This window comes from Quisquiliibacterium transsilvanicum (genome assembly GCF_014202215.1).
In the GTDB taxonomy this organism is placed as follows: domain Bacteria; phylum Pseudomonadota; class Gammaproteobacteria; order Burkholderiales; family Burkholderiaceae_E; genus Quisquiliibacterium; species Quisquiliibacterium transsilvanicum.
In genome coordinates this window covers 445,807-464,727 of sequence record NZ_JACHGB010000004.1, presented here as the reverse complement: position 1 = coordinate 464,727, position 18,921 = coordinate 445,807, and the positions used below count along the sequence as shown (strand labels likewise).

Sequence of the window (18,921 nt, the reverse complement as noted above, 5' to 3'; positions counted from 1 at the left end):
CCCGCGCATGACGGCCGACGGGCCGCTCAGCGGCGGCAACACGGAGCACGAGCCCGGCGGCGCAGCGGCGCCGGCCCCCGCCGAAGCGCCCCGCGAGATCGTCTTCCGGGCCCGCGGCCTGCGCAAGGTCTACCGCACCGGGCAGGTCGAGATCGAGGCGCTGCGCGGCGTCGACCTGGAAGTCTCCTCCGGCGAATTCGTGGTGCTGCTCGGCGCCTCGGGCAGCGGCAAATCGACGCTGCTGAACATCCTCGGCGGGCTCGACGTCCCCACTTCGGGCGAGCTGAACTGGCGCGACCACGACCTGGCGCGCGCCGACGAGCGCGAGCTCACGCGCTTCCGGCGCGAGCACGTCGGCTTTGTCTTCCAGTTCTACAACCTGATCGCCAGCCTGACCGCGCGCGAGAACGTGGCGCTGGTCACCGACCTGGCGCAGGCGCCGATGCGCCCCGAGGTGGCGCTCGAGCTGGTCGGGCTCGGGGCGCGCATGGATCACTTCCCTGCCCAGCTCTCGGGCGGCGAGCAGCAGCGGGTCGCGATCGCCCGCGCGATCGCCAAGCGCCCCGACGTGCTGCTGTGCGACGAGCCGACCGGGGCGCTCGACTACCCCACCGGCAAGGTGGTGCTCGATGTGATCGCCCGCATCAACCTTGAGCTGGGCACCACGGCGATCGTGATCACCCACAACGCTGCGATCGCCGGCATGGCGGACCGGGTGCTGCGGCTCGCCGACGGCCGGCTGGTGTCCGACGAGCGCAATGCCAGCAGGCTGAACGCGTCGGAACTCTCCTGGTGAAGGCGCTGCACCGCAAGCTGCTGCGCGACCTGTGGGCGCTGCGCATGCAGGCGCTGACCATCGCGCTGGTGGTGGCCTCCGGGATCGCCGGCTTCGTCGGCTCGCTGTCCACCCACGATTCTCTGCTCGAAGCGCGTGACCGCTACTACGCGTCCGCGCGCTTCGCGGACGTGTTCTCCCAGGCCCGCCGCGCACCGGACGCGCTCGCGCTTCGGCTCGCCGAGCTCCCCGGCGCGGCCGAGGTGCAGACCCGGCTGGTGTTCGACACCCAGATCGCGCTGGAGGGCGTGCGCCAGCCGCTGGCTGCCCGGATCGTCGGCGCCGACCCGTTCGCCCTCGAGGAAGGGATCAACCGCGTCACCCTGCGCTCCGGGCGCTGGCCGGCCCGCGGTTCCAGCGAAGTGCTGGTCAACCAGGCCTTCGCCAGCGCGCGCAAGCTGGGCCCGGGCAGCACGGTGCGCGCGCTGCTCAACGGCCGGATGCAGACGCTGCAGGTGGTGGGCGTGGGGCTGTCGCCCGAGTACATCTACGCGACCACCGACGCGCTGCTCTCGGACGACCGTTCCTTCGGGATCTTCTGGATGGACCGCGAGCGCCTGGCGGCGGCCTTCGACATGGACGGCGCCTTCAACAGCGTGGCCATCAAGCTGCGGCCCGGAGCATCCGCCGGCGCCGCCATCGAGGACCTAGACCGGCTGCTCGCGCCCTACGGTTCGCGCGGCGCCTATCCTCGCCGCGAGCAGGCCTCCGACAAGGTGCTGGCCGGCGAGATCGCGCAGCAGCGCGCCTTCGGCGTGTTCCTGCCGACGGTCTTCCTGGCGGTGGCGGTGTTCATCCTCAACGTGGTGCTGGGCCGGCAGGTGGCCACCCAGCGCGACCAGATCGCGGCGCTCAAGGCGCTGGGCTACGAGGACCGCAGCATCGTCGCCCACTACCTGTCGATCTCGGCGGCGATCGTCGGCGCCGGCATCGCGGCCGGCGTGGCGCTGGGCGACTGGCTGGGCCGCTACATGACCGGCATGTACACCGGGTTCTTCCACTTCCCAGAGTTCTACTACCAGCGCGCCGGGTGGATCGTCCTGCTGGCGGCGGCCGCCTGCCTGGCCGCTGCCGCTGCCGGCTCCTGGCACGCGGTACGCGGCGTGATCTCGCTGCGCGCGGCCGAGGCGATGCGCCCACCCTCGCCGCCGGCGTTCCGCCCGCTGCTGCTCGAGCGCATGGGCCTGGGCAGGCTCACAAGTCCGGCTGGGCGGATGATCCTGCGCTCGGTCGAGCGGCGCCCCTTCCGCGCGCTGCTCACCGTGCTCGGCATCGCCAGCGCCGTGGCCATCCTGATCGCCGGCACCTGGTGGAAGGACGCGATCGACCACCTGCTCGAGGTGCAGTTCAGTGCGGCGCAGCCCGGCGACGTCTACCTCGGCTTCACCGAGCTTCGAGGGCCGGGCGCAGGCCATGAGCTCGCGCGGCTGCCAGGTGTGCTGCGCGCCGAGGCGAGCCGCAGCATCCCGGTGCGCCTGCACGCGGGTCATCGCAGCTACCGCACCGCGGTGCAGGGGCTTGCGCCCGACGCGCAGCTGCGCCGGCTGGTCGACGAGCACCTGCGGGTGGCGCCGCTCGCCGCCGGCGGCGCACTGCTCACCGAGCGGCTGGCCGGGGTGCTCGAGCTGCGCCCGGGCGACACGGTGCGCGTCGAGTTCCTCGACGGCGAACGCCGCGAGCGCGAGCTGACGGTGACCGGCGTGGTGGGCGAGCTGATGGGAATGGGCGTCTACATGGACCTCGAGACGCTGGCCGCGCTGGCAGGCGACGGCCCGCTGGTGAACTCCGGCGCGCTGCGCACCGACGGCGGCGACCTGGGACCGCTCTACGACCGGCTCAAGGAAATGCCGGGGATCGCCGGCGTGTTCGTGAAGTCGGCGCTGATCCGCTACACGCGCGAGACCAGCGCGGCGAACATCCTGTTCTTCACCGGAGTGCTCACGGTGTTCGCCGCGGCGATCGCGGTCGGGGTGGTCTACAACAGCGCGCGGATCGCGCTGGCCGAGCGCGCATGGGAGCTCGCCACGCTGCGGGTGCTCGGGTTCACGCAGCGCGAGGTGGCGGTGCTGCTGCTGGCCGAGCTGGGAATCGAGCTGCTGCTCGGCATCCCCCTGGGCTTCGTCGGCGGCTACCATCTGTCGATGGCGCTGGTCTCGGCCACCAGCGCCGAGCACTTCACGATCCCGCTGGTGATCCTGCCATCGACCTATGCCTACGCGGGCCTGACGACGCTCGCCGCCGGCGCGGTCAGTGCCTGGATCGTGCAGCGCCGGCTGTCCCGGCTCGACCTGGTCGGCGTGCTCAAGACAAGGGAATGAGACACAGATGAAACGCAGCACCGTCGTGCTGGCCGTCGGCGCCCTTGCGGTCGCCGCGCTCGCTGCCTGGTCCTTCAGGCCGCGTCCAGTCCCGGTGGAGACCAGGGTGGTGGGACTCGCGCACTTCGAGGCCACCGTGGACGAGGAGGGCCGCACCCGTGTGCGCGACCGCTTCACCGTCTCGGCGCCGGCCGCCGGCCGGCTCGAGCGCATCGTGCTGCAGGCCGGGGACGCCGTGGAGGCCGGCGAACTGCTCGCAGTGATCCGGCCTGCCCCGCCGGCGCTGCAGGACTCGCGCGCCCTGGCCCAGTTGCGCGAGCGGGTGGGCGCGGCGCAGGCGCTGGTCCTGCGCGCCGAGGCCAACGCAGCGCGCGCGCAGGCGGCGCTGGCCCAGGCGCGCGTCGACGCCGGCCGCGCCGGCGAGCTCGCGCAGCGCGGCTTCGCCTCGCCCAGCACTGCCGAGGCGGCCCGGCTGGCCCTGGCGCAGCGCGAGCAGGAGCTGAGCGCGGCCCGCTTCGAGCAGCGCGCTGCCGGGCACGAGCTGGCCGTGGCGCAGGCGGCGCTCGCGCAGATCGAAGGGCCCGGCCAGGGCAGGCGCTCCTCGGCGATCGAGATCCGGGCCCCGGTTGCAGGAAGGATCCTGAAGGTGGCCCAGGAGAGCGAGGCAGTGGTCGCGGTCGGTACGCCGCTGCTCGACCTCGGCGATCCGGCCTCGCTGGAGGCCGTGGTGGAGGTGCTGTCGCAGGACGCGACCCGGATCGCGCCCGGAATGCCGGTGCGCATGCAGGCGGCGGCAGGCGGCGCCGAACTCGCCGGACGCGTGCGCCTGATCGAACCGAGCGCGCGCACCAAGGTGTCGGCGCTCGGCGTGGAGGAGCAGCGGGTCGATGTCGTCGTCGACCTGGATCGCGTCCCGGCGTCCGTTGGCGACGGCTACCGGGTGGACGCGCGCATCGTCGTGCTGGCCGAGGATTCGGTGCCGGTGGTTCCGGTCGGCGCGCTGTACCGCGACGGCGAAGGCTGGTCGGTGTTCCTGCTCGACGGTGACAGGGCGCAGCGGCGCGAGGTGCGGATCGCCGCACGCAACCAGCGGGTGGCCCGGGTGACGGAGGGGCTTGCTCCCGGCGACACGGTGATCGTCTATCCGCCTGACTCGGTGCGCGACGGCGTGCGCGCGCGCGCGGGACTGAGGCGGCCGGGGCGTCCGTTGTGAGACAATCCGGCCCGTTTCATCCCTCCGCGGCCCCTGAGCCCTCCTCCGGCACTTTCCGATGCTGTCATTCTGGGTCCTGCTCGGCGTGCTCACCTGCGCCGCCACCGCCCTCGTCGTCTGGCCCCTGCTGAAACGCCGTCCTGCCGCCCCGGCCCAGGACGAGGACACGCGACGCCTGGAGGTCTACCGCGACCGGCGCCGCGAGCTCGAGCGCGACCGTGACGCAGGCCGGCTGAGCGCCGATGAAGCCAGGAACGCCATCGACGAACTGATCGCGGAGGCGGCCGCACAGTTCCCGGAGGCCGGTGCCGATCTGCGCGCCGGCCCGGCGCGCCGGCGCGGCCCGGTGCTGCCCTGGGCAGTGCTCTCGGCGATCGCGGTGCCGCTGGTGGCCGTGCTGGTCTACGCGACGGTCGGTTCGCCGGCAATCGTCGGCGTCGACCCGGAGTCCTTGCGCGGCGAACTGACGCCGGCTGCGATCGCCAAGGCGGTCGCCGAAATCGAGGAGCAGGTTCGGCGCAACCCCCAGGACGGCGAGGCCTGGGCCATGCTCGCCGAGGCGCGGCGCCTGCAGGACAAGCCCGCAGAAGCGGCCGAGGCCTACGCCCGGGCCATCGAGAACAATCCCCCGCATGCGCGGCTGCTCGCCGACTATGCCGAGACGCTGGTGCTGCTCGCCAATGGCGACTTCTCCGGCCGGCCGGTCGAGCTGCTGGCACAGGCGCTGCGCATCGATCCCAACGACGGCAAGGCGGTGGCGCTGATGGGCGCCGCCCAGTATCGGCTGGGCAACCTCGCCGGGGCGCTCGACCACCTGCGCCGGCTCGAGCGCAGCATGGAGCCGGGCAGCGACGAGGCGGCACGGCTGTCCGAAGCCATCGTGCGCATCGAGGCCGAGCTCGCCACCCGCGGACCGGCCGCGCCAGCGCCGGCGCCGCAGGCCGCTGCCCCCGCTGCCCCCGCTGCCCCCGCTGCCCCCGCTGCCCCCGCTGCCCCCGCTACAGGCGGCGGCACGCCGGGGCGTGCTGCGGCAGCCGGCCAGGGCATCGCCGGCACCGTCACGATCGACGACGCGCTGCGCGCATCGATTCCCGCAGGCGCGGTGCTGTTCATCGTCGCCAGGGACCCGGACGGTCCGCGCACGCCGCTGGCGGTGGTGCGCGCGCCTGCGAGCGGCTGGCCGGTCCGCTTCAGCCTCGGCGATGGCGACGCGATGGACCCGTCCCGGCCGCTTTCGGCGGCCGCGAAACTGGTCATCGAAGCACGCATCAGCGCCTCGGGCAACGCGATGCGCGCCAGCGGCGACCCGATCGGCGCCAGCGCGCCGGTGTCGGCTGGCGCCGGTGAGGTCACGGTCCGGATCGACCGCCGGGTGCCATGACGCAGACTGCGCTCGAGGCGATCGACCTCGGCTGCACGCTGGGCAACCGCCGGCTCTTCGCCGGACTGGATTTCTCGCTGGACGCCGGCCGCTGGCTGATGCTCACCGGCGCGAACGGCTCGGGCAAATCGACCCTGCTGCGCATCGTCGCGGGGCTGGCAATGCCCTCGCAAGGCAAGGTCCGATGGCAGGGCCGCACTCGGCGCGCCGGCGACCCCGGCTGGAACGCCGCCTTCGTCTACCAGGGGCACGCGCCCGGCTGGAAGGACCAGCTCACCGCCCGCGAAAACCTCGAGACGCAGGCCTGGCTGGACCTGGCCGTCCGGCGCGACGCGCCGAACGCCGTCGACGCGGCGATCGCGGAGGTGGGACTGCAGCGGCAGCGCAACCTGCCCTTCGCGCGGCTCTCGGCGGGCCAGCGGCGCCGGCTCGGCCTGGCGCGGCTGGCGCTCGCCCCGCGGCCGCTGTGGCTGCTCGACGAACCCACCACCGCGCTGGACACCGAGGGCCAGGCACTGTTCGCCGGCCTGCTCGACCGTCATCTCGCCCGCGGCGGCTGCGCCGTCGTGGCCACCCATCTCGACTTCCCGACCTCGTCGCCGTCGGCGCCGCTGCGCCTCGGGGAGGCCGCGCCGGCACGCCAAGCCGGTGAGTCTGGCGTGACCGCGGCAGTGACCGGACAGGCGGGAGGCGCGCGATGAGCGCCACGAGCCGCCCCCGGGGAGGTGCTGCGCCGGCCGACGCGGCGCAGGTCGGCGCCATGGACGCCGGCTCCGCGCCGGCCGGCGCTGCCCCCGTTACCCGCGACCCCGTCGATGCCCTTTCGGCGATCGCCTGGGCCTGCCGCCGCGACCTGGTACTCGCAATGCGCTCCCGTTCGGAGCTGGCGCTGGTACTGGTCTTCTTCGTGCTGGTGATCTCGCTCTTTCCGCTCGGCGTGAGCCCGGATCCGACGCTGCTCGCGCGCATCGCCCCGGGCATCGCCTGGGTCGCCGCGCTGCTCGCCTCGCTGCTATCGCTGTCGCGGCTGTTCGCGGCGGACCACGCCGACGGCAGCCTGGAGCAGCTGGTGCTCGCGCCGGCCGCGCTGCCGGCGCTGGTGGCCGGAAAGGTTCTCGCCCACTGGCTGACCAACGGCCTGCCGCTGGTGCTGCTCGCGCCGCTGGCCGGAATCCAGTTCGGCATGCAGCCGGAGGCGATCGTCGCGCTCACGGCCGGCCTGGCACTGGGCACGCCGACGCTCTCCTGGCTCGGCGCGATCGGCGCCGCGCTCACCCTGGGCACCCGCGCGGGCAGCGCGCTGCTGGCGCTGCTGGTGCTGCCGCTGGCCGTGCCCATCCTCATTTTCGGCTCCGGCGCTGCCGAGTCGGTCAACTCGGGGCTGGGCGCCGGCGCGCACCTGTCCCTGCTGGGCGCCGGCCTGCTCGCCTCCTCGGTGCTGGGCCCGTTTGCCACTGCGGTGGCGGTTAGAATCGCTTACGAATGACCATGGCAGGAATTTCCTGGTTCAAGTACTCCTCACCGGCCAGCTTCTATCCGCTGGCCGGTCGCCTCATCCCCTGGTTCGGGGCGGCCGCGGCCATCCTGGCGGCGATCGGCCTGTACATCGGCTTCTTCGTCGCGCCCACCGACTACCAGCAGGGCGAGGCCTATCGGATCATCTTCATCCACGTGCCCTCGGCGTGGATTGCGATGTTCGCCTACCTCGTGATGGCGGGCTGGTGCGCCGCCTCGCTGATCTGGAACACGCGGATGTCGGCGATGATGGCGCAGGCGATCGCGCCCACCGGCGCGATGTTCGCGTTCATCTCGCTCTGGACCGGCGCCTTCTGGGGCCGGCCCACCTGGGGCGCCTACTGGGTCTGGGACGCGCGGCTGACCTCCACGCTGATCCTGCTGTTCCTTTACCTGGGCTACATGGCGCTGCGCGCCTCGATCGACGACGAGCGCCGGGCCGATCGCGCAAGCGCGCTGCTGGCGCTGGTCGGGGTGGTGAACGTGCCGATCATCTACTTCTCGGTGCGCTGGTGGAACACCCTGCACCAGGGCGCGACGGTGTCGATGTCCGCGGCCCCGAAGATGGCGCAGACCATGCTGGCCGCGATGCTGATCATGTCCTTCGCCGCCTGGTTCTATACGATCGCGGTCGCGCTGCACCGCGCGCGCAGCATCGTGCTCGAGCGCGAGGCACACACCGACTGGGTGCGCGCGTTGATGGAGGGGCGGCGATGAGCGAATGGCTCGCCATGGGCGGGTACGGCTTCTACGTCTGGAGCTCCTACGGCGCGCTCGCTCTGGCGATCGCCGTCGAGCTCTGGCTGCTGCGCCGCCGGCGCGCGCAGGCGCGCGCGCTGGTGCGCCAATCGATCGAGGAGGAATCCGCTTGAAACCGCGTCATCGACGACTGATCTGGATCCTGGCCGGGCTCGCCGCGCTCGGCCTGGCCGTGGCGCTGGTGCTCAACGCCTTCCAGAGCAACCTGGTGTTCTTCTTCACCCCCACGCAGATCGCCAACGGCGAGGCGCCGCAGGGCCGCTCCTTCCGGATCGGCGGGCTGGTCGAGGAGGGCAGCGTGCGCCGCGAAGGCGACGGCACCACGGTGGCCTTCCGGGTCACCGACAACGCCAGGACGGTGGACGTGACCTACCGCGGCATCCTGCCGGACCTCTTCAAGGAGGGCCGCGGCATCGTCGCGCAGGGCACGGTGCAGGCCGACGGCAGCTTCAAGGCGAGCGAGGTGCTGGCCAAGCACGACGAGAACTACATGCCCCCCGAGGCGGCCGAGGCGCTCAAGCGTGCCGGCCATCCGGTGGGCGCCCCCGCGCAGTTCGTGGACAAGGCGTCGAAGTCGCTGGCGCAGTGAGGTGATCGCATGACCGTCGAACTTGGCCATTTCGCGCTGGTGCTGGCGCTGCCGCTGTCGCTGCTGCTGGGGGTGCTGCCGCTGATCGGCGCCTGGCGCCGCGATGCGCGGCTGATGGCGGTCGCGCCGACCGCGTCGATCGGCATCTTCGCGCTGGTGCTGCTGTCGTTCGGCTGCCTGATCGCCGCCTTCGTCCAGAACGACTTCACGGTCGAGCTGGTCGCCAAGCACTCCAACCTCGCCCTGCCCTTCTGGTACCGGGTGGCGGCGAGCTGGGGCTCGCACGAGGGCTCGATCCTGCTGTGGGTGCTGACACTGTCCGGCTGGACCGCAGCCGTGGCGATGTTCTCCTCGCAGCTGCCCGACTCGCTGCGCGCGCGCGTGCTCGGAGTCATGGGCCTGGTCGGCTTCGGCTTCCTGCTGTTCGTGCTGTTCACCTCCAACCCCTTTGTGCGCCTGGTGCCCGCGGCGGGCGACGGCCGCGACCTGAACCCACTGCTCCAGGATCCGGGCATGGTGTTCCACCCGCCGCTGCTCTACATGGGTTACGTGGGCTTCGCAGTCGCCTTCGCCTTCGCGGTGGCCGGCCTGCTCGAGGGCCGCTTCGACGCGGCCTGGGCGCGCTGGGCGCGGCCCTGGACCACTGCGGCCTGGGCCTTCCTCACGCTGGGCATCGCGCTGGGCTCCTTCTGGGCCTACTACGAGCTCGGCTGGGGCGGCTGGTGGTTCTGGGACCCCGTCGAGAACGCTTCCTTCATGCCCTGGCTCGCCGGCACTGCGCTGATCCACTCGCTGGCCGTCACCGAGAAACGCGGCGCCTTCCGCAGCTGGACCGTGCTGCTGGCCATCCTGGTCTTCAGCCTGAGCCTGCTCGGCACCTTCCTCGTGCGCTCCGGCGTGCTCACCTCGGTGCATGCCTTCGCCACCGATCCGACGCGCGGCGTGTTCATCCTGGCCTTCCTCGCGGTGGTGGTCGGCGGCTCGCTCACGCTCTTCGCCTGGCGCGCGCCGCGCATCGGCATCGGTCCGGGCTTCGGCGCGGTCTCGCGCGAGTCGGCACTGCTCGCCAACAACGTGCTGTTGATCGTTGCCACCGCTGCCGTCCTGCTGGGCACCCTGTATCCGCTGGTGCTCGACACCCTGGAACTGGGCAAGATCTCGGTCGGCCCGCCCTATTTCGAGGCGGTATTCGTGCCGCTGATGGCGCCGGCGCTGTTCCTGATGGGAATCGCTCCGATCGCCCGCTGGCGCCAGGCCGAGCTTCCGCCGATGCTCGACCGGATGAAATGGGCCTTCGCGCTGTCGGTGATCGCCGCGCTGCTCGCGCCACTCACCGTCGACGGCTTCCGTCCGATGACCAGCCTCGGCCTGCTTTTCTCCTTCTGGATCATGTCCAGCGCCACCGTCATGGTGCTCCACGCCCTGCGCGGCGCCGACGGGCGGGTCTCGCTGTCGCGCGCCAGGCTGCTGCCGCGCAGCGTCTGGGGGATGCACCTGGCGCACGTCGGCGTGGCCGCCTTCGTGCTGGGCGTCACCCTGGTCAACAGCTACGAGACCGAGCTCGACGTCCGGGTCGAGGTCGGCCAGACCGTGGAGCTCGGCGACTACAAGGTTCGCTTCGATTCGCTCGACGAGATCACGGGCCCCAACTACGACTCGATCCGCGGCCACTTCTCGATCACCCGCGACGGCAGGGCGATCGCGCTGCTGCATCCCGAGAAGCGGGTCTACCGGGCCACGCGGATGCCGATGACCGAGGCGGCGATCGACCGCAGCCTCACCCGCGACCTCTACCTGTCGATGGGCGAGGCGCTGTCGCCGACCGCCTGGGCGGTCAGGATCCATCTCAAGCCCTTCGTCAACTGGATCTGGATCGGCTGCCTGATGATGGGCGGCGGCGGCGCACTGGCAGCCACCGACCGCCGCTACCGGCGCGCCCGGCGCAGTGAGGCCGCCGAAGCGGCCCGCAGCGCCGCCTCCGCCTGACCCGCCAGTGCTCCGCGGCCGTCCCCCCTCCCCACTGCTGCGCGGCCCTGCCTGCCGCGCCGAGCCTTCATGCGCGCACTCAAGTTCCTGATCCCCCTGCTGGTCTTCCTGGGCATCGGCTGGTTCCTGCTGCGCGGCCTGGATCGCGACCCGCGCGAGATCCCCTCGCCGCTGGTCGGCAAGCCGGTGCCCCAGGTCTCGCTGCCGGTGCTCGGCAACGGCGCCGCCGGGCCCTGGACGCCGGGTGCGATGAAGGGCCAGGTCTGGCTGCTGAACGTCTGGGGCTCCTGGTGCGCCGGATGCCGGGTGGAGCACCCGCTGCTCAACGACATCGCCTCGCGCAAGCTGGTGCCGATCGTCGGCATGGCCTGGAAGGACCGCCCGCAGGACTCGAAGGACTGGCTGGCGCGCCTCGGCGATCCCTACGTCCTGACGGTGATGGACCGCGACGGCAAGGCTGCGATCGACTGGGGTGTCTACGGCGCTCCGGAAACCTTCGTGATCGACAAGGAGGGGATCGTGCGCGACAAGTTCATCGGCGCGCTGACGCCAGAGGCGCTGTCGACACGGATCCTGCCGCTGGTCGAGCGGCTGCAGGCGCAATGAGCGCGCGCACAGCCTTCGCTGCCGCCCTGTTTGGCGGCGCGCTGCTCGGCGCCGGATTGCTGGCCGGCGCAGCGGCGCGCGCGCAGTCGCCTGCCGCGCCTGCCTCCGCCTCAGCGACTGTGTCCACCCCCGCGCCCGCTGCGCAGACGCCAGGGGCGCCTGCCGCAGCCGCCGCTGCGCAGTCGACCGGCACGCCCGCCTCGATCCGCGAGCAGCTCTCCCGCGAGGAGGAGCTGCGGCTGCGCAAGCTCGAAGGCGAGCTGCGCTGCCTGGTCTGCCAGAACCAGACCCTTGCAGACTCCGATGCGGACCTGGCCGTGGACCTACGCCGGCAGGTCGAGTCGCTGGTCGCCGAGGGCCGCTCCGACCAGCAGATCAAGGACTACCTGGTCGAGCGCTACGGGGATTTCGTCCTCTACCGGCCGCCGGTGCAGCGCAACACTCTGGCCTTGTGGATCGGGCCCTTCGCGCTGCTGGGGGTGGGCTTCGCCGCCTGGGTCCTGGTGCAGCGGCGCAGCCGCCGCAATGCGCCGAAGGCGCCGGCTGCCGCCGGCGCGGAACACGAGCGCGCGCGCAGGCTGCTCGACGACTGAACATCCCGATGGTGTCCGCGCGCGCCCGGGCTGCCGCGCCCGGCCTGCGGCCGCCGGCGGCCGGCATGCGTCCCTGGCGATGAGGTAACAGCGGTAACGCTTTGTAAGCCAGCGGGCGCTTCGGGCCCGACCCCGGCTAGCATCGAAGCATGAGGTCGTGGATCCAGGGCGCAGCGCTCCTCCGGGGTGCCGCGCTGGTTTCGCGACCGGAACCATGCGGAGGTGTCGAATGAAAAAGATCCTGGCTTCGGCCGTCCTGGCCGGCGCAAGCCTGCTCGCCAGCGGTGCCGCCTCGGCCCGCGATGTGGCCTGGTCGGTCACCATGGGCTCACACGGCGGCGGCGCAGTCGCGATCGGCGTGCCGATGGTCGTCATGCCGCCCGCGGTCATGTATGCGCCCCCGCCCGCGGTCATGTACGCCCCGCCGCCCGCGGTCGTCTACGCGCCCCCGCCCAGGATGCATTACCACGCGCCCAGGGTGGTCGCCCACCCGGTGGCGCTCCCCTATTACGGCCAGCCCTGGCATGCGGTGGCGCCGGTCCAGCGCCACAGGCCCAAGGGCCACTGGAAGCACCGCGGCCACCGCGAGCACCACTACCACCGGTGAGACTGATCGGGCGCTGATCGGGCGCCGATCAGGCGATAGTGCGCCCGTGCCGCGCGCACAAATAAAAACCGCAGCCTCTCGGCTGCGGTTCTTTCGGCTTGCCTCGCTTGCGCGGGCTAGCGCCGGGCCGCCAGTGGCGGCCCTCCGTCCCGTATTACAGGGGGCGGATGGCAGCGGCCTGCAGGCCCTTCGGGCCACGCTTGACCTCGAACTGCACGCGCTGCGCTTCGGCCAGGGTCTTGAAGCCCGAGCCCTGGATTTCCGAGAAGTGCGCGAAAAGATCCTCGCCACCGCCGTCCGGGCTGATGAAGCCGAAGCCCTTGGACTCGTTGAACCATTTGACGATGCCGGTTTGGGTAGTGCCGCTCATTGCTACGTTTCCTGAAATTAATTGATTGATGGGATCGAATCCTGTATTGGGAATCGAACCCGGGGGTGCAAACGGACAAGAAACGTAGCTGGGGAACAACCTAGGCGCGCCTCGAAAAGGACGGCGCTTGGGAACCGCTAGATACACTGCTTGAATCGACTGCAAAACGGAGTATACGCCCATTTCTCGGCGCGCGGCAAGTTTTCTTCTGCGGCTGACAAGGGCGCCGTGCGGGTGTCCAATGACGGCGTGGTCACCGGGGAGACGAAACCATGTCCGAAGCCTCGCCAAGCGCAATCCGCAACCTCGTCCTGGTGGGGCAAGCCGGGGCCGGGAAGACCTCGCTGGCGGAGGCGCTCCTCGCCGCGGCCGGCGCGCTGCCGGCCCCGGGAAGCGTAGAGAAGGGCAACACGGTCTGCGACCACGACCCGCTCGAGCGCGAGCTCGGCCATTCGGTGCAGACCGCCCTGGTCAATTTCGAATGGGCGGGTCATCGGCTGTACCTGGCCGACACCCCTGGCCTGCCGGATTTTGCGGGGCAGTCGATCGCCGCCCTGGCGGCGGCCGACACCGCGCTGGTGGTGATCGACGCGCGCACCGGGGTGCGTGCGATGACCGAACGCATGATGCGCGCGGCGGGCGAGCGCGGCATGTGCCGGATGATCGTGGTCAACGGCATCGACGCAGAGCGCGCCGACCTCGCCGGCGTGGTGGGGGAGATACGGGAACGCTTCGGCAGCCAATGCATGTTCCTCGACCTGCCAGCGCACCACGGACGCGACGTGGTGGAACTCCTGTCGCACGAGGACGGCGAGTCCGACCTGGACTCCGTCGCCGGCGCGCACCGTGCGCTGATCGACCGCCTGGTCGAGGACGACGAGACCCTGCTGGCGCGCTACCTGGACGAGGGAGCCGATCCAACTGAAGAGGAGCTGCACGCACCGTTCGAGAAGGCGCTGCGCGACGGCCGCCTGATCCCGGTCATGTTCACTTCGGCCCGCACCGGCGCGGGCGTTGCCGAACTGCTGCACATCGTCACGACGCTCGCCCCCTCGCCGCTGGAAGCCAATCCGCCGCAGTTCTTCCGGGGCGACCCCGGCGCGCCGGACGCGCAGTCTTTCGCCGCCCGTCCCGATCCGGGCGCGCATGCGGTCGCGCACGTGTTCCGGGTCTCGATCGATCCGTACATGGGCCGGGTCGGCGCCTTCCGCGTGTTCCAGGGCACGGTGCGCAAGGACATGCAGCTGTTCGTCGGCGACGCCCGCCGGCCGATCCGGGTAGCGCATCTGTACCGGGTCCACGGCAAGGAACTGATCGAAGCGCCCAGCCTGCAGCCCGGCGAGATCGGCGCGATCGCCCGCGTCGACGAACTCCACTTCGACGCCGTGCTGCACGACTCGCACGACGAAGACCACATCCACCTGAAGGCCAGCGTGCTGCCGGCGCCGATGCACGGGCTGGCGCTGTCGCCACGGCGGCAGGGGGACGAGCAGAAGCTCTCGGAAGCGCTGGCCAGGCTGGCCGCCGAGGATCCCTCGATGAGCCTGGAGCGCGACGACCGCAGCCATGCCTGGGTGATCCGCGGCGTGGGCGAGGTTCACCTGCAGGCCAAGCTCGACCGGCTGGCGCGCGGCTACCGGCTGGAGGTGGACACCCGCCCGCCGCGCGTGCCCTACCGCGAAACCATCACCGCTCAGGCCGAGGGGCATCACCGCCATCGCAAGCAGTCGGGCGGCGCCGGACAGTTCGGCGAAGTGATGCTGAGGGTGGAGCCGCTCGAGCGCGGCGCGGGCTTCGAGTTCGTCGACCAGGTCAAGGGCGGCGCAATCCCGGGCGTGTTCATGCCCGCGGTGGAGAAGGGAGTGCGGCAGGCGCTCGCCGAGGGAGTGATCGCAGGCTCCCCGGTGATCGACCTGCGGGTCGTCGTGCACGACGGCAAGACTCATCCGGTCGACGGCAAGGAGGTCGCCTTCATCACTGCCGGCCGCAAGGCGGCGATCGACGCGATCCGCCTGGCCGCGCCGGTGGTGCTCGAGCCGATCGTCGCGGTGGAGGTCGTGGCGCCGGAGGCTTCGATCGGCGAGATCACGGGCGACATCTCGGCGCGGCGCGGCCACGTCACCGGCACGTCGATGCGGGCGGACGGCACCGCGACGGTGTCCGCGCTGGTACCGCTCGGCGAGCTCGCCGACTACGCTTCGCGGCTCAAGGCGATGACCGGCGGGGCCGGCGCCTACGACCATGTCTTCGCGCACTACGCCCCGGCGCCGCCGGCGCTGCAGCGGCGGCTGGTCGAGGCGCACGGGACGAGCCCGGACGACGACTGAACGGCGGGCCGCACGCGCTCGCCCTGACGATCGCCGCGCTGCTGCGCGCGCGCTCGGCCGGGAGACGACCGGACGCCGGCCGGTCCGCGCTCGCCGCCGTTCCGATCCCTGCGGCCCTGCTCCCTCCCGGCGGCGGGGCAGCCGATATGCTGGCGGACCGAATTCCACCCTGGATCACACCATGCCCGCCTCCCCGTCGCTGCCCGTCGCCGACCCCTACGAACTGGGCCTGGCGCCTGCCCAGCTCACGCGCCTGTCGGACGCCTTCCGGGCGGAAATCGAACTCGGGCGGCTGCCCGGCGCAGTGATGCTCGTCGGCCGGCGCGGCCGGATCGGATGGTTCGAGGCCCTGGGCATGGCAGACCCCGTCCGCGGCATCCCGATGGCGCACGACGCCCTCTTCCGGATCTACTCGATGACCAAGCCGATCGTCTCGCTGGCAGTGATGATGCTGGTCGAGGAGGGCCGGCTGCTGCTCGACGACCCGGTCAGCCGGCACCTGCCGGAGTACGCGGCACAGAAGGTTGCGGTGCAGCGCGACGGCGGCATGGAACTGGTTCCGGTGGCACGCGACGCCACTGTCCAGGACCTGCTCCGGCACACCTCCGGGCTGGCCTACGAGTTCACCGGCGACTCGCCGGTGCAGCGCCGCTACGCCGAGCTCAGGGTGGGCTCGCTGTCGAAGACCAACGCGGAGTTCAGCGAGCAGCTGGCGTCGCTGCCGCTGATGCACCAGCCGGGCGCCCGCTGGGAGTACAGCCGCTCCACCGACACCCTAGGGCGCCTGGTGGAGGTCGTCTCGGGCAAGACCCTGGGCGAGTTCCTGGCCGAGCGGATCCTTGAGCCGCTCGGCATGGTGGACACCGGTTTCCACGTCCCGCAGGAAAAGCAGCATCGCCTTGCCGACGCCTTCCCCGTCGACCCGGACAGCGGCGCGCCGGTCCGCCTGGTGAAGGTGACCGAGCCGCCGCGCTTCGAATCCGGCGGCGGCGGACTGGTGTCGACCGCGATCGACTACGCGCGCTTCCTGCAGATGCTGCAGAACGGCGGCAGCCTTGACGGCGTGCGCCTGATCGGGCGCAAGACGCTCGAGTGGATGACCGCCGACCACCTCGGCGCGATCCCGAGCCAGTCGACCCTGCTGCCGCCCGGTCATGGCTTCGGCCTGGGCTTCGCGGTGCGCCTGCAGGCGGGCATCGACGCCACCCCGGGCAGCGTCGGGCAGTACTTCTGGAGCGGGCTGGCAGGCACCACCTTCTGGGTGGACCCGCGCGAGGAACTCTACGCGCTGCTGCTGGTGCAGGCGCCGAACCAGCGCGAGTACTGCCGCACGCTGTTCCGCAGCCTGGTGTACGCGGCACTGGCGTGACTGCGGCGGCACTGGCGTGACTGCGGCGGCACTGGCGTGACTGCGGCGGCTCTGGCGCGACACAGCTCGGCCGGGGCGCTTCCGACCGGCCGGGGCACGGCTGACCGGCCGGCGCGAACCGCGGAAGGCCACGCGCACGACAGGGCCGATATATGCGAATGCGAACGCTTCGCGTTTATAATTCGCGCCATCCCACCCGACATGGCCCGACGATGATCATCTGCATGTGCAAGGCGCTCAACGAGCGTCAGCTCCGCGAAACCATCGAGTCCGGAGCGACCTGCTTCGACACCCTGCAGATGGAGACCGGCGTGTCGACCTGCTGCGGCGCCTGCACCGATTCGGTCCACGCGCTGCTGGCCGGCCACGCTGGCGGCGCAGGCCTGGCAGCCACCGAGCTGCGCCGGGTCGGCGCCTGAGCACGCGGTCGGCGGCCCGGGCCGCGCCCGCATCGCCCCGGCAATACCCCTGCGCGACGGGGCCCGCGTCCCCTGCAGTGCTAACCTCGGCCCTTGGTCACCGAAGGAGCGCACACCATGAAGGGTGACGCAGAAGTCATTGCCTGCCTGAACGCACAGCTGAAGAACGAGCTGAGCGCGATCAACCAGTACTTCCTGCATTCGCGGATGTACGGCCACTGGGGCCTGCACCGGCTGGCGAAGAAGGAGTACGAAGAGTCGATCGGCGAGATGAAGCACGCCGACCGCCTGGTCGACCGCATCCTGATGCTCGACGGGCTGCCGAACCTGCAGGATCTGCACAAGCTGCTGATCGGCGAGGACACCGCCGAGATCCTGTCCTGCGACCTGAAGCTGGAACAGGTCTCGCGTGAAACGGTCCGTGACGGCATCGCCAGGTGCGAGGCGCTGCGCGACTACGTGTCGCGGGCGCTGCTGCAGGACATCCTGGACGACACCGAGGAGCACATCGACTGGCTCGAAACCCAGCTCGAGCTGATCGGGCGCGTGGGCCTGCAGAACTATCAGCAGTCGATGATGGGCGACGGCGAGGCGTGAAGCCGCGCGACGGCGAGGCCTCACGCCTCGCCGGGACCTGACGCCGCACCACGGCACCGAGGGGCCTGCCGGCGCATCGACCGGCGCATCGACCGGCGCACGCCGGCCCCTGCGCCGGCCGCCCTGGCGCGTCAGCCGATGCGCACACCCAGCATCGAAATGGCGCCGTGCTGATCCCCCTCGGCAGGGAAGGAAACCGGCTCGCCGGTCAGACGCTGCGCCGCGACGTAGAGCAGCGGCAGGTAGTGCTCCGGCGTAGGCACCGACATCAGCGCGTCGCGCCCCTGCGCGGCGTAATCCGCCAGCGCATCGGCGTCCCCCGCCCGCAGCCGGGCGCGGACCCACTCCTCGAAGCGCGCGGCCCAGTCGAAGGGCGGACGGTCCGGATCGCTCCAGTCCATCGCGCGCAGGTTGTGCACCACGTTGCCGCTGCCGGCGATCAGCACGCCCTCGTCGCGCAGCGGCGCCAGCCTGCGCGCCAGCTCCAGGTGCCAGCCGGCGGGCCGCTCCAGGTCCAGCGACAGCTGCACCACCGGCACGTCCGCCTGCGGCCAGGCGTGGCGCAGCACCGACCAGGCGCCATGATCCAGCCCCCATTCCAGGTCCGCCGCCACCGGCTGCGGCGCGAGCAGTTCGCCCACCCGCTGTGCGAGCCAGGGCGCGCCCGGCGCCGGGTAGCCGATCGCATGGAGTTCCGGCGGAAAGCCGCCGAAATCATGGATGGTGCGCGGCTGCGTCATTGCGGTCACTGCGGTGCCGCGGGTGGTCCAGTGGGCGGACACCATCAGCACCGCACGCGGCCGGCCGGCGCCAGCGTCGATGGACTCGCCGATCGCACGCCACGCGCGGGTCCAGGCGTTGTCGCCCACGGTCACCATCGGGCTGCCGTGGCCGAAGAAGATCGCCGGCATGCGGCCGGCGCGCTCGGATGCGTTGGTCATCGTGTTCTCCTGTTTCGCGGCACGGTCGCTGCCGCGAACCGCGCCGCGCGGCGACCGGGTCAGTTCCAGCGGCCGTTCGCGCCGCCCAGCGAATGGCGCCCCGCCCCGAGCAGCGCAATCGCCAGTGCGCCGAACAGGAACAGAGCCTGCGTCTCCAGCGCCCATGCGCCCGTCTTGGTAATGGCGCCGAGTTCGTGCATGTGCACCAGGCCGATGGCGAACAGCATGTTCACCATCACGACCAGCGCCGCGGCGCGCGTCCACAGGCCCACGACCAGCAGCGCCGGCGCCAGCAGCTCGCCCACATAGACGCCGTAGGCCAGCACCGCGGGCAGGCCGGCCTTGCCCAGCATCCCCTCGATCCAGCCAAGGTCTCCGCCCAGCTTCGCGATGCCGTGCATGGCGATCAGCACGCCGATCGACAGCCGCAGCACCAGTCTGCCCAGATCTCCGCTCGAGCCGACGGCGCTCTTTCCATTGCTCATCACATCCCCCA

At 71.6% G+C, this 18,921-nt stretch carries 20 protein-coding genes; 17 read left to right on the top strand and 3 right to left on the bottom strand.

The genetic code is table 11. The features are described 5' to 3' along the window. Positions 1-7 precede the first annotated feature (7 nt). The 13 genes from HNQ70_RS11600 (at position 8) to HNQ70_RS11535 (ending at position 12,402) form a co-directional block, all read left to right on the top strand. Entirely contained in the window at positions 8-796 is a 789-nt protein-coding gene (locus HNQ70_RS11600; protein WP_183967611.1) for an ABC transporter ATP-binding protein, read from the top strand. Further along, positions 793-3,153: an FtsX-like permease family protein gene (locus tag HNQ70_RS11595; protein ID WP_183967609.1), complete on the top strand. Its 2,361-nt coding sequence runs from the start codon at positions 793-795 to the stop codon at positions 3,151-3,153. The genes HNQ70_RS11600 and HNQ70_RS11595 overlap by 4 nt, the downstream gene beginning before the upstream one ends. Positions 3,154-3,160: 7 nt before the next feature. Beyond that, on the top strand, positions 3,161-4,366 hold the full coding sequence (locus HNQ70_RS11590; protein WP_183967607.1) for an efflux RND transporter periplasmic adaptor subunit: 1,206 nt from the start codon (positions 3,161-3,163) through the stop codon (positions 4,364-4,366). A gap of 58 nt (positions 4,367-4,424) precedes the next feature. After that, positions 4,425-5,747 carry a c-type cytochrome biogenesis protein CcmI gene (gene ccmI / locus HNQ70_RS19965; RefSeq protein ID WP_221302768.1) on the top strand — a complete coding sequence of 441 codons (1,323 nt, stop codon included), beginning with the start codon at positions 4,425-4,427 and terminating at the stop codon, positions 5,745-5,747. Continuing rightward, positions 5,744-6,448, top strand: a complete 705-nt coding sequence (gene ccmA, locus HNQ70_RS11575) for a heme ABC exporter ATP-binding protein CcmA (protein WP_183967603.1) — start codon at positions 5,744-5,746, stop codon at positions 6,446-6,448. Before ccmI ends, ccmA begins: the two co-directional genes overlap by 4 nt. Continuing rightward, on the top strand, positions 6,445-7,233 hold the full coding sequence (gene ccmB / locus HNQ70_RS11570; protein ID WP_281381614.1) for a heme exporter protein CcmB: 789 nt from the start codon (positions 6,445-6,447) through the stop codon (positions 7,231-7,233). Before ccmA ends, ccmB begins: the two co-directional genes overlap by 4 nt. Then, positions 7,230-7,979, top strand: a complete 750-nt coding sequence (gene ccmC / locus HNQ70_RS11565; protein ID WP_183967601.1) for a heme ABC transporter permease CcmC — start codon at positions 7,230-7,232, stop codon at positions 7,977-7,979. The genes ccmB and ccmC overlap by 4 nt, the downstream gene beginning before the upstream one ends. Then, the gene (ccmD, locus tag HNQ70_RS11560; protein WP_183967594.1) at positions 7,976-8,134 is read left to right on the top strand and encodes a heme exporter protein CcmD; all 159 of its coding nucleotides are present in this window, start codon (positions 7,976-7,978) and stop codon (positions 8,132-8,134) included. The genes ccmC and ccmD overlap by 4 nt, the downstream gene beginning before the upstream one ends. Further along, positions 8,131-8,610, top strand: coding sequence for a cytochrome c maturation protein CcmE (gene ccmE / locus HNQ70_RS11555; RefSeq protein WP_183967592.1), 480 nt, complete (start codon positions 8,131-8,133; stop codon positions 8,608-8,610). Before ccmD ends, ccmE begins: the two co-directional genes overlap by 4 nt. A gap of 9 nt (positions 8,611-8,619) precedes the next feature. Beyond that, a complete protein-coding gene (locus HNQ70_RS11550) occupies positions 8,620-10,596 on the top strand; it encodes a heme lyase CcmF/NrfE family subunit (RefSeq protein ID WP_183967590.1) in 1,977 nt (658 codons plus the stop codon). A gap of 69 nt (positions 10,597-10,665) precedes the next feature. Further along, positions 10,666-11,202 carry a DsbE family thiol:disulfide interchange protein gene (locus HNQ70_RS11545; RefSeq protein ID WP_183967588.1) on the top strand — a complete coding sequence of 179 codons (537 nt, stop codon included), beginning with the start codon at positions 10,666-10,668 and terminating at the stop codon, positions 11,200-11,202. Continuing rightward, positions 11,199-11,795 carry a cytochrome c-type biogenesis protein gene (locus HNQ70_RS11540; RefSeq protein ID WP_183967586.1) on the top strand — a complete coding sequence of 199 codons (597 nt, stop codon included), beginning with the start codon at positions 11,199-11,201 and terminating at the stop codon, positions 11,793-11,795. The genes HNQ70_RS11545 and HNQ70_RS11540 overlap by 4 nt, the downstream gene beginning before the upstream one ends. 229 nt (positions 11,796-12,024) lie before the next feature. Further along, on the top strand, positions 12,025-12,402 hold the full coding sequence (locus HNQ70_RS11535; RefSeq protein WP_183967584.1) for a hypothetical protein: 378 nt from the start codon (positions 12,025-12,027) through the stop codon (positions 12,400-12,402). Positions 12,403-12,556: 154 nt separating this feature from the next. Here the strand turns inward: HNQ70_RS11535 and HNQ70_RS11530 are convergent, their stop codons facing one another. Next, the gene (locus HNQ70_RS11530) at positions 12,557-12,772 is read right to left on the bottom strand and encodes a cold-shock protein (protein ID WP_183967583.1); all 216 of its coding nucleotides are present in this window, start codon (positions 12,770-12,772) and stop codon (positions 12,557-12,559) included. A 272-nt stretch (positions 12,773-13,044) separates the two neighbouring features. Here HNQ70_RS11530 and fusA point away from each other — a divergent pair, with 272 nt between their 5' ends. From fusA to bfr, 4 genes are all read left to right on the top strand, one after another. Then, positions 13,045-15,099, top strand: a complete 2,055-nt coding sequence (gene fusA / locus HNQ70_RS11525) for an elongation factor G (RefSeq protein WP_183967580.1) — start codon at positions 13,045-13,047, stop codon at positions 15,097-15,099. Between the two features lie 181 nt (positions 15,100-15,280). After that, on the top strand, positions 15,281-16,468 hold the full coding sequence (locus tag HNQ70_RS11520; RefSeq protein WP_183967578.1) for a serine hydrolase domain-containing protein: 1,188 nt from the start codon (positions 15,281-15,283) through the stop codon (positions 16,466-16,468). A gap of 158 nt (positions 16,469-16,626) precedes the next feature. Next, positions 16,627-16,887 (top strand): (2Fe-2S)-binding protein, encoded by a 261-nt coding sequence (locus HNQ70_RS11515; RefSeq protein WP_183967577.1) that lies wholly within the window; start codon positions 16,627-16,629, stop codon positions 16,885-16,887. A 117-nt stretch (positions 16,888-17,004) separates the two neighbouring features. After that, positions 17,005-17,484, top strand: a complete 480-nt coding sequence (bfr, locus tag HNQ70_RS11510; protein ID WP_183967575.1) for a bacterioferritin — start codon at positions 17,005-17,007, stop codon at positions 17,482-17,484. A gap of 131 nt (positions 17,485-17,615) precedes the next feature. Here bfr and ygiD read toward each other — a convergent pair whose 3' ends face one another. Further along, positions 17,616-18,425, bottom strand: a complete 810-nt coding sequence (gene ygiD / locus HNQ70_RS11505; protein WP_246434912.1) for a 4,5-DOPA-extradiol-dioxygenase — start codon at positions 18,423-18,425, stop codon at positions 17,616-17,618. 59 nt (positions 18,426-18,484) lie between these two features. Beyond that, positions 18,485-18,910 (bottom strand): DoxX family protein, encoded by a 426-nt coding sequence (locus tag HNQ70_RS11500; RefSeq protein WP_183967573.1) that lies wholly within the window; start codon positions 18,908-18,910, stop codon positions 18,485-18,487. Positions 18,911-18,921 lie beyond the last annotated feature (11 nt).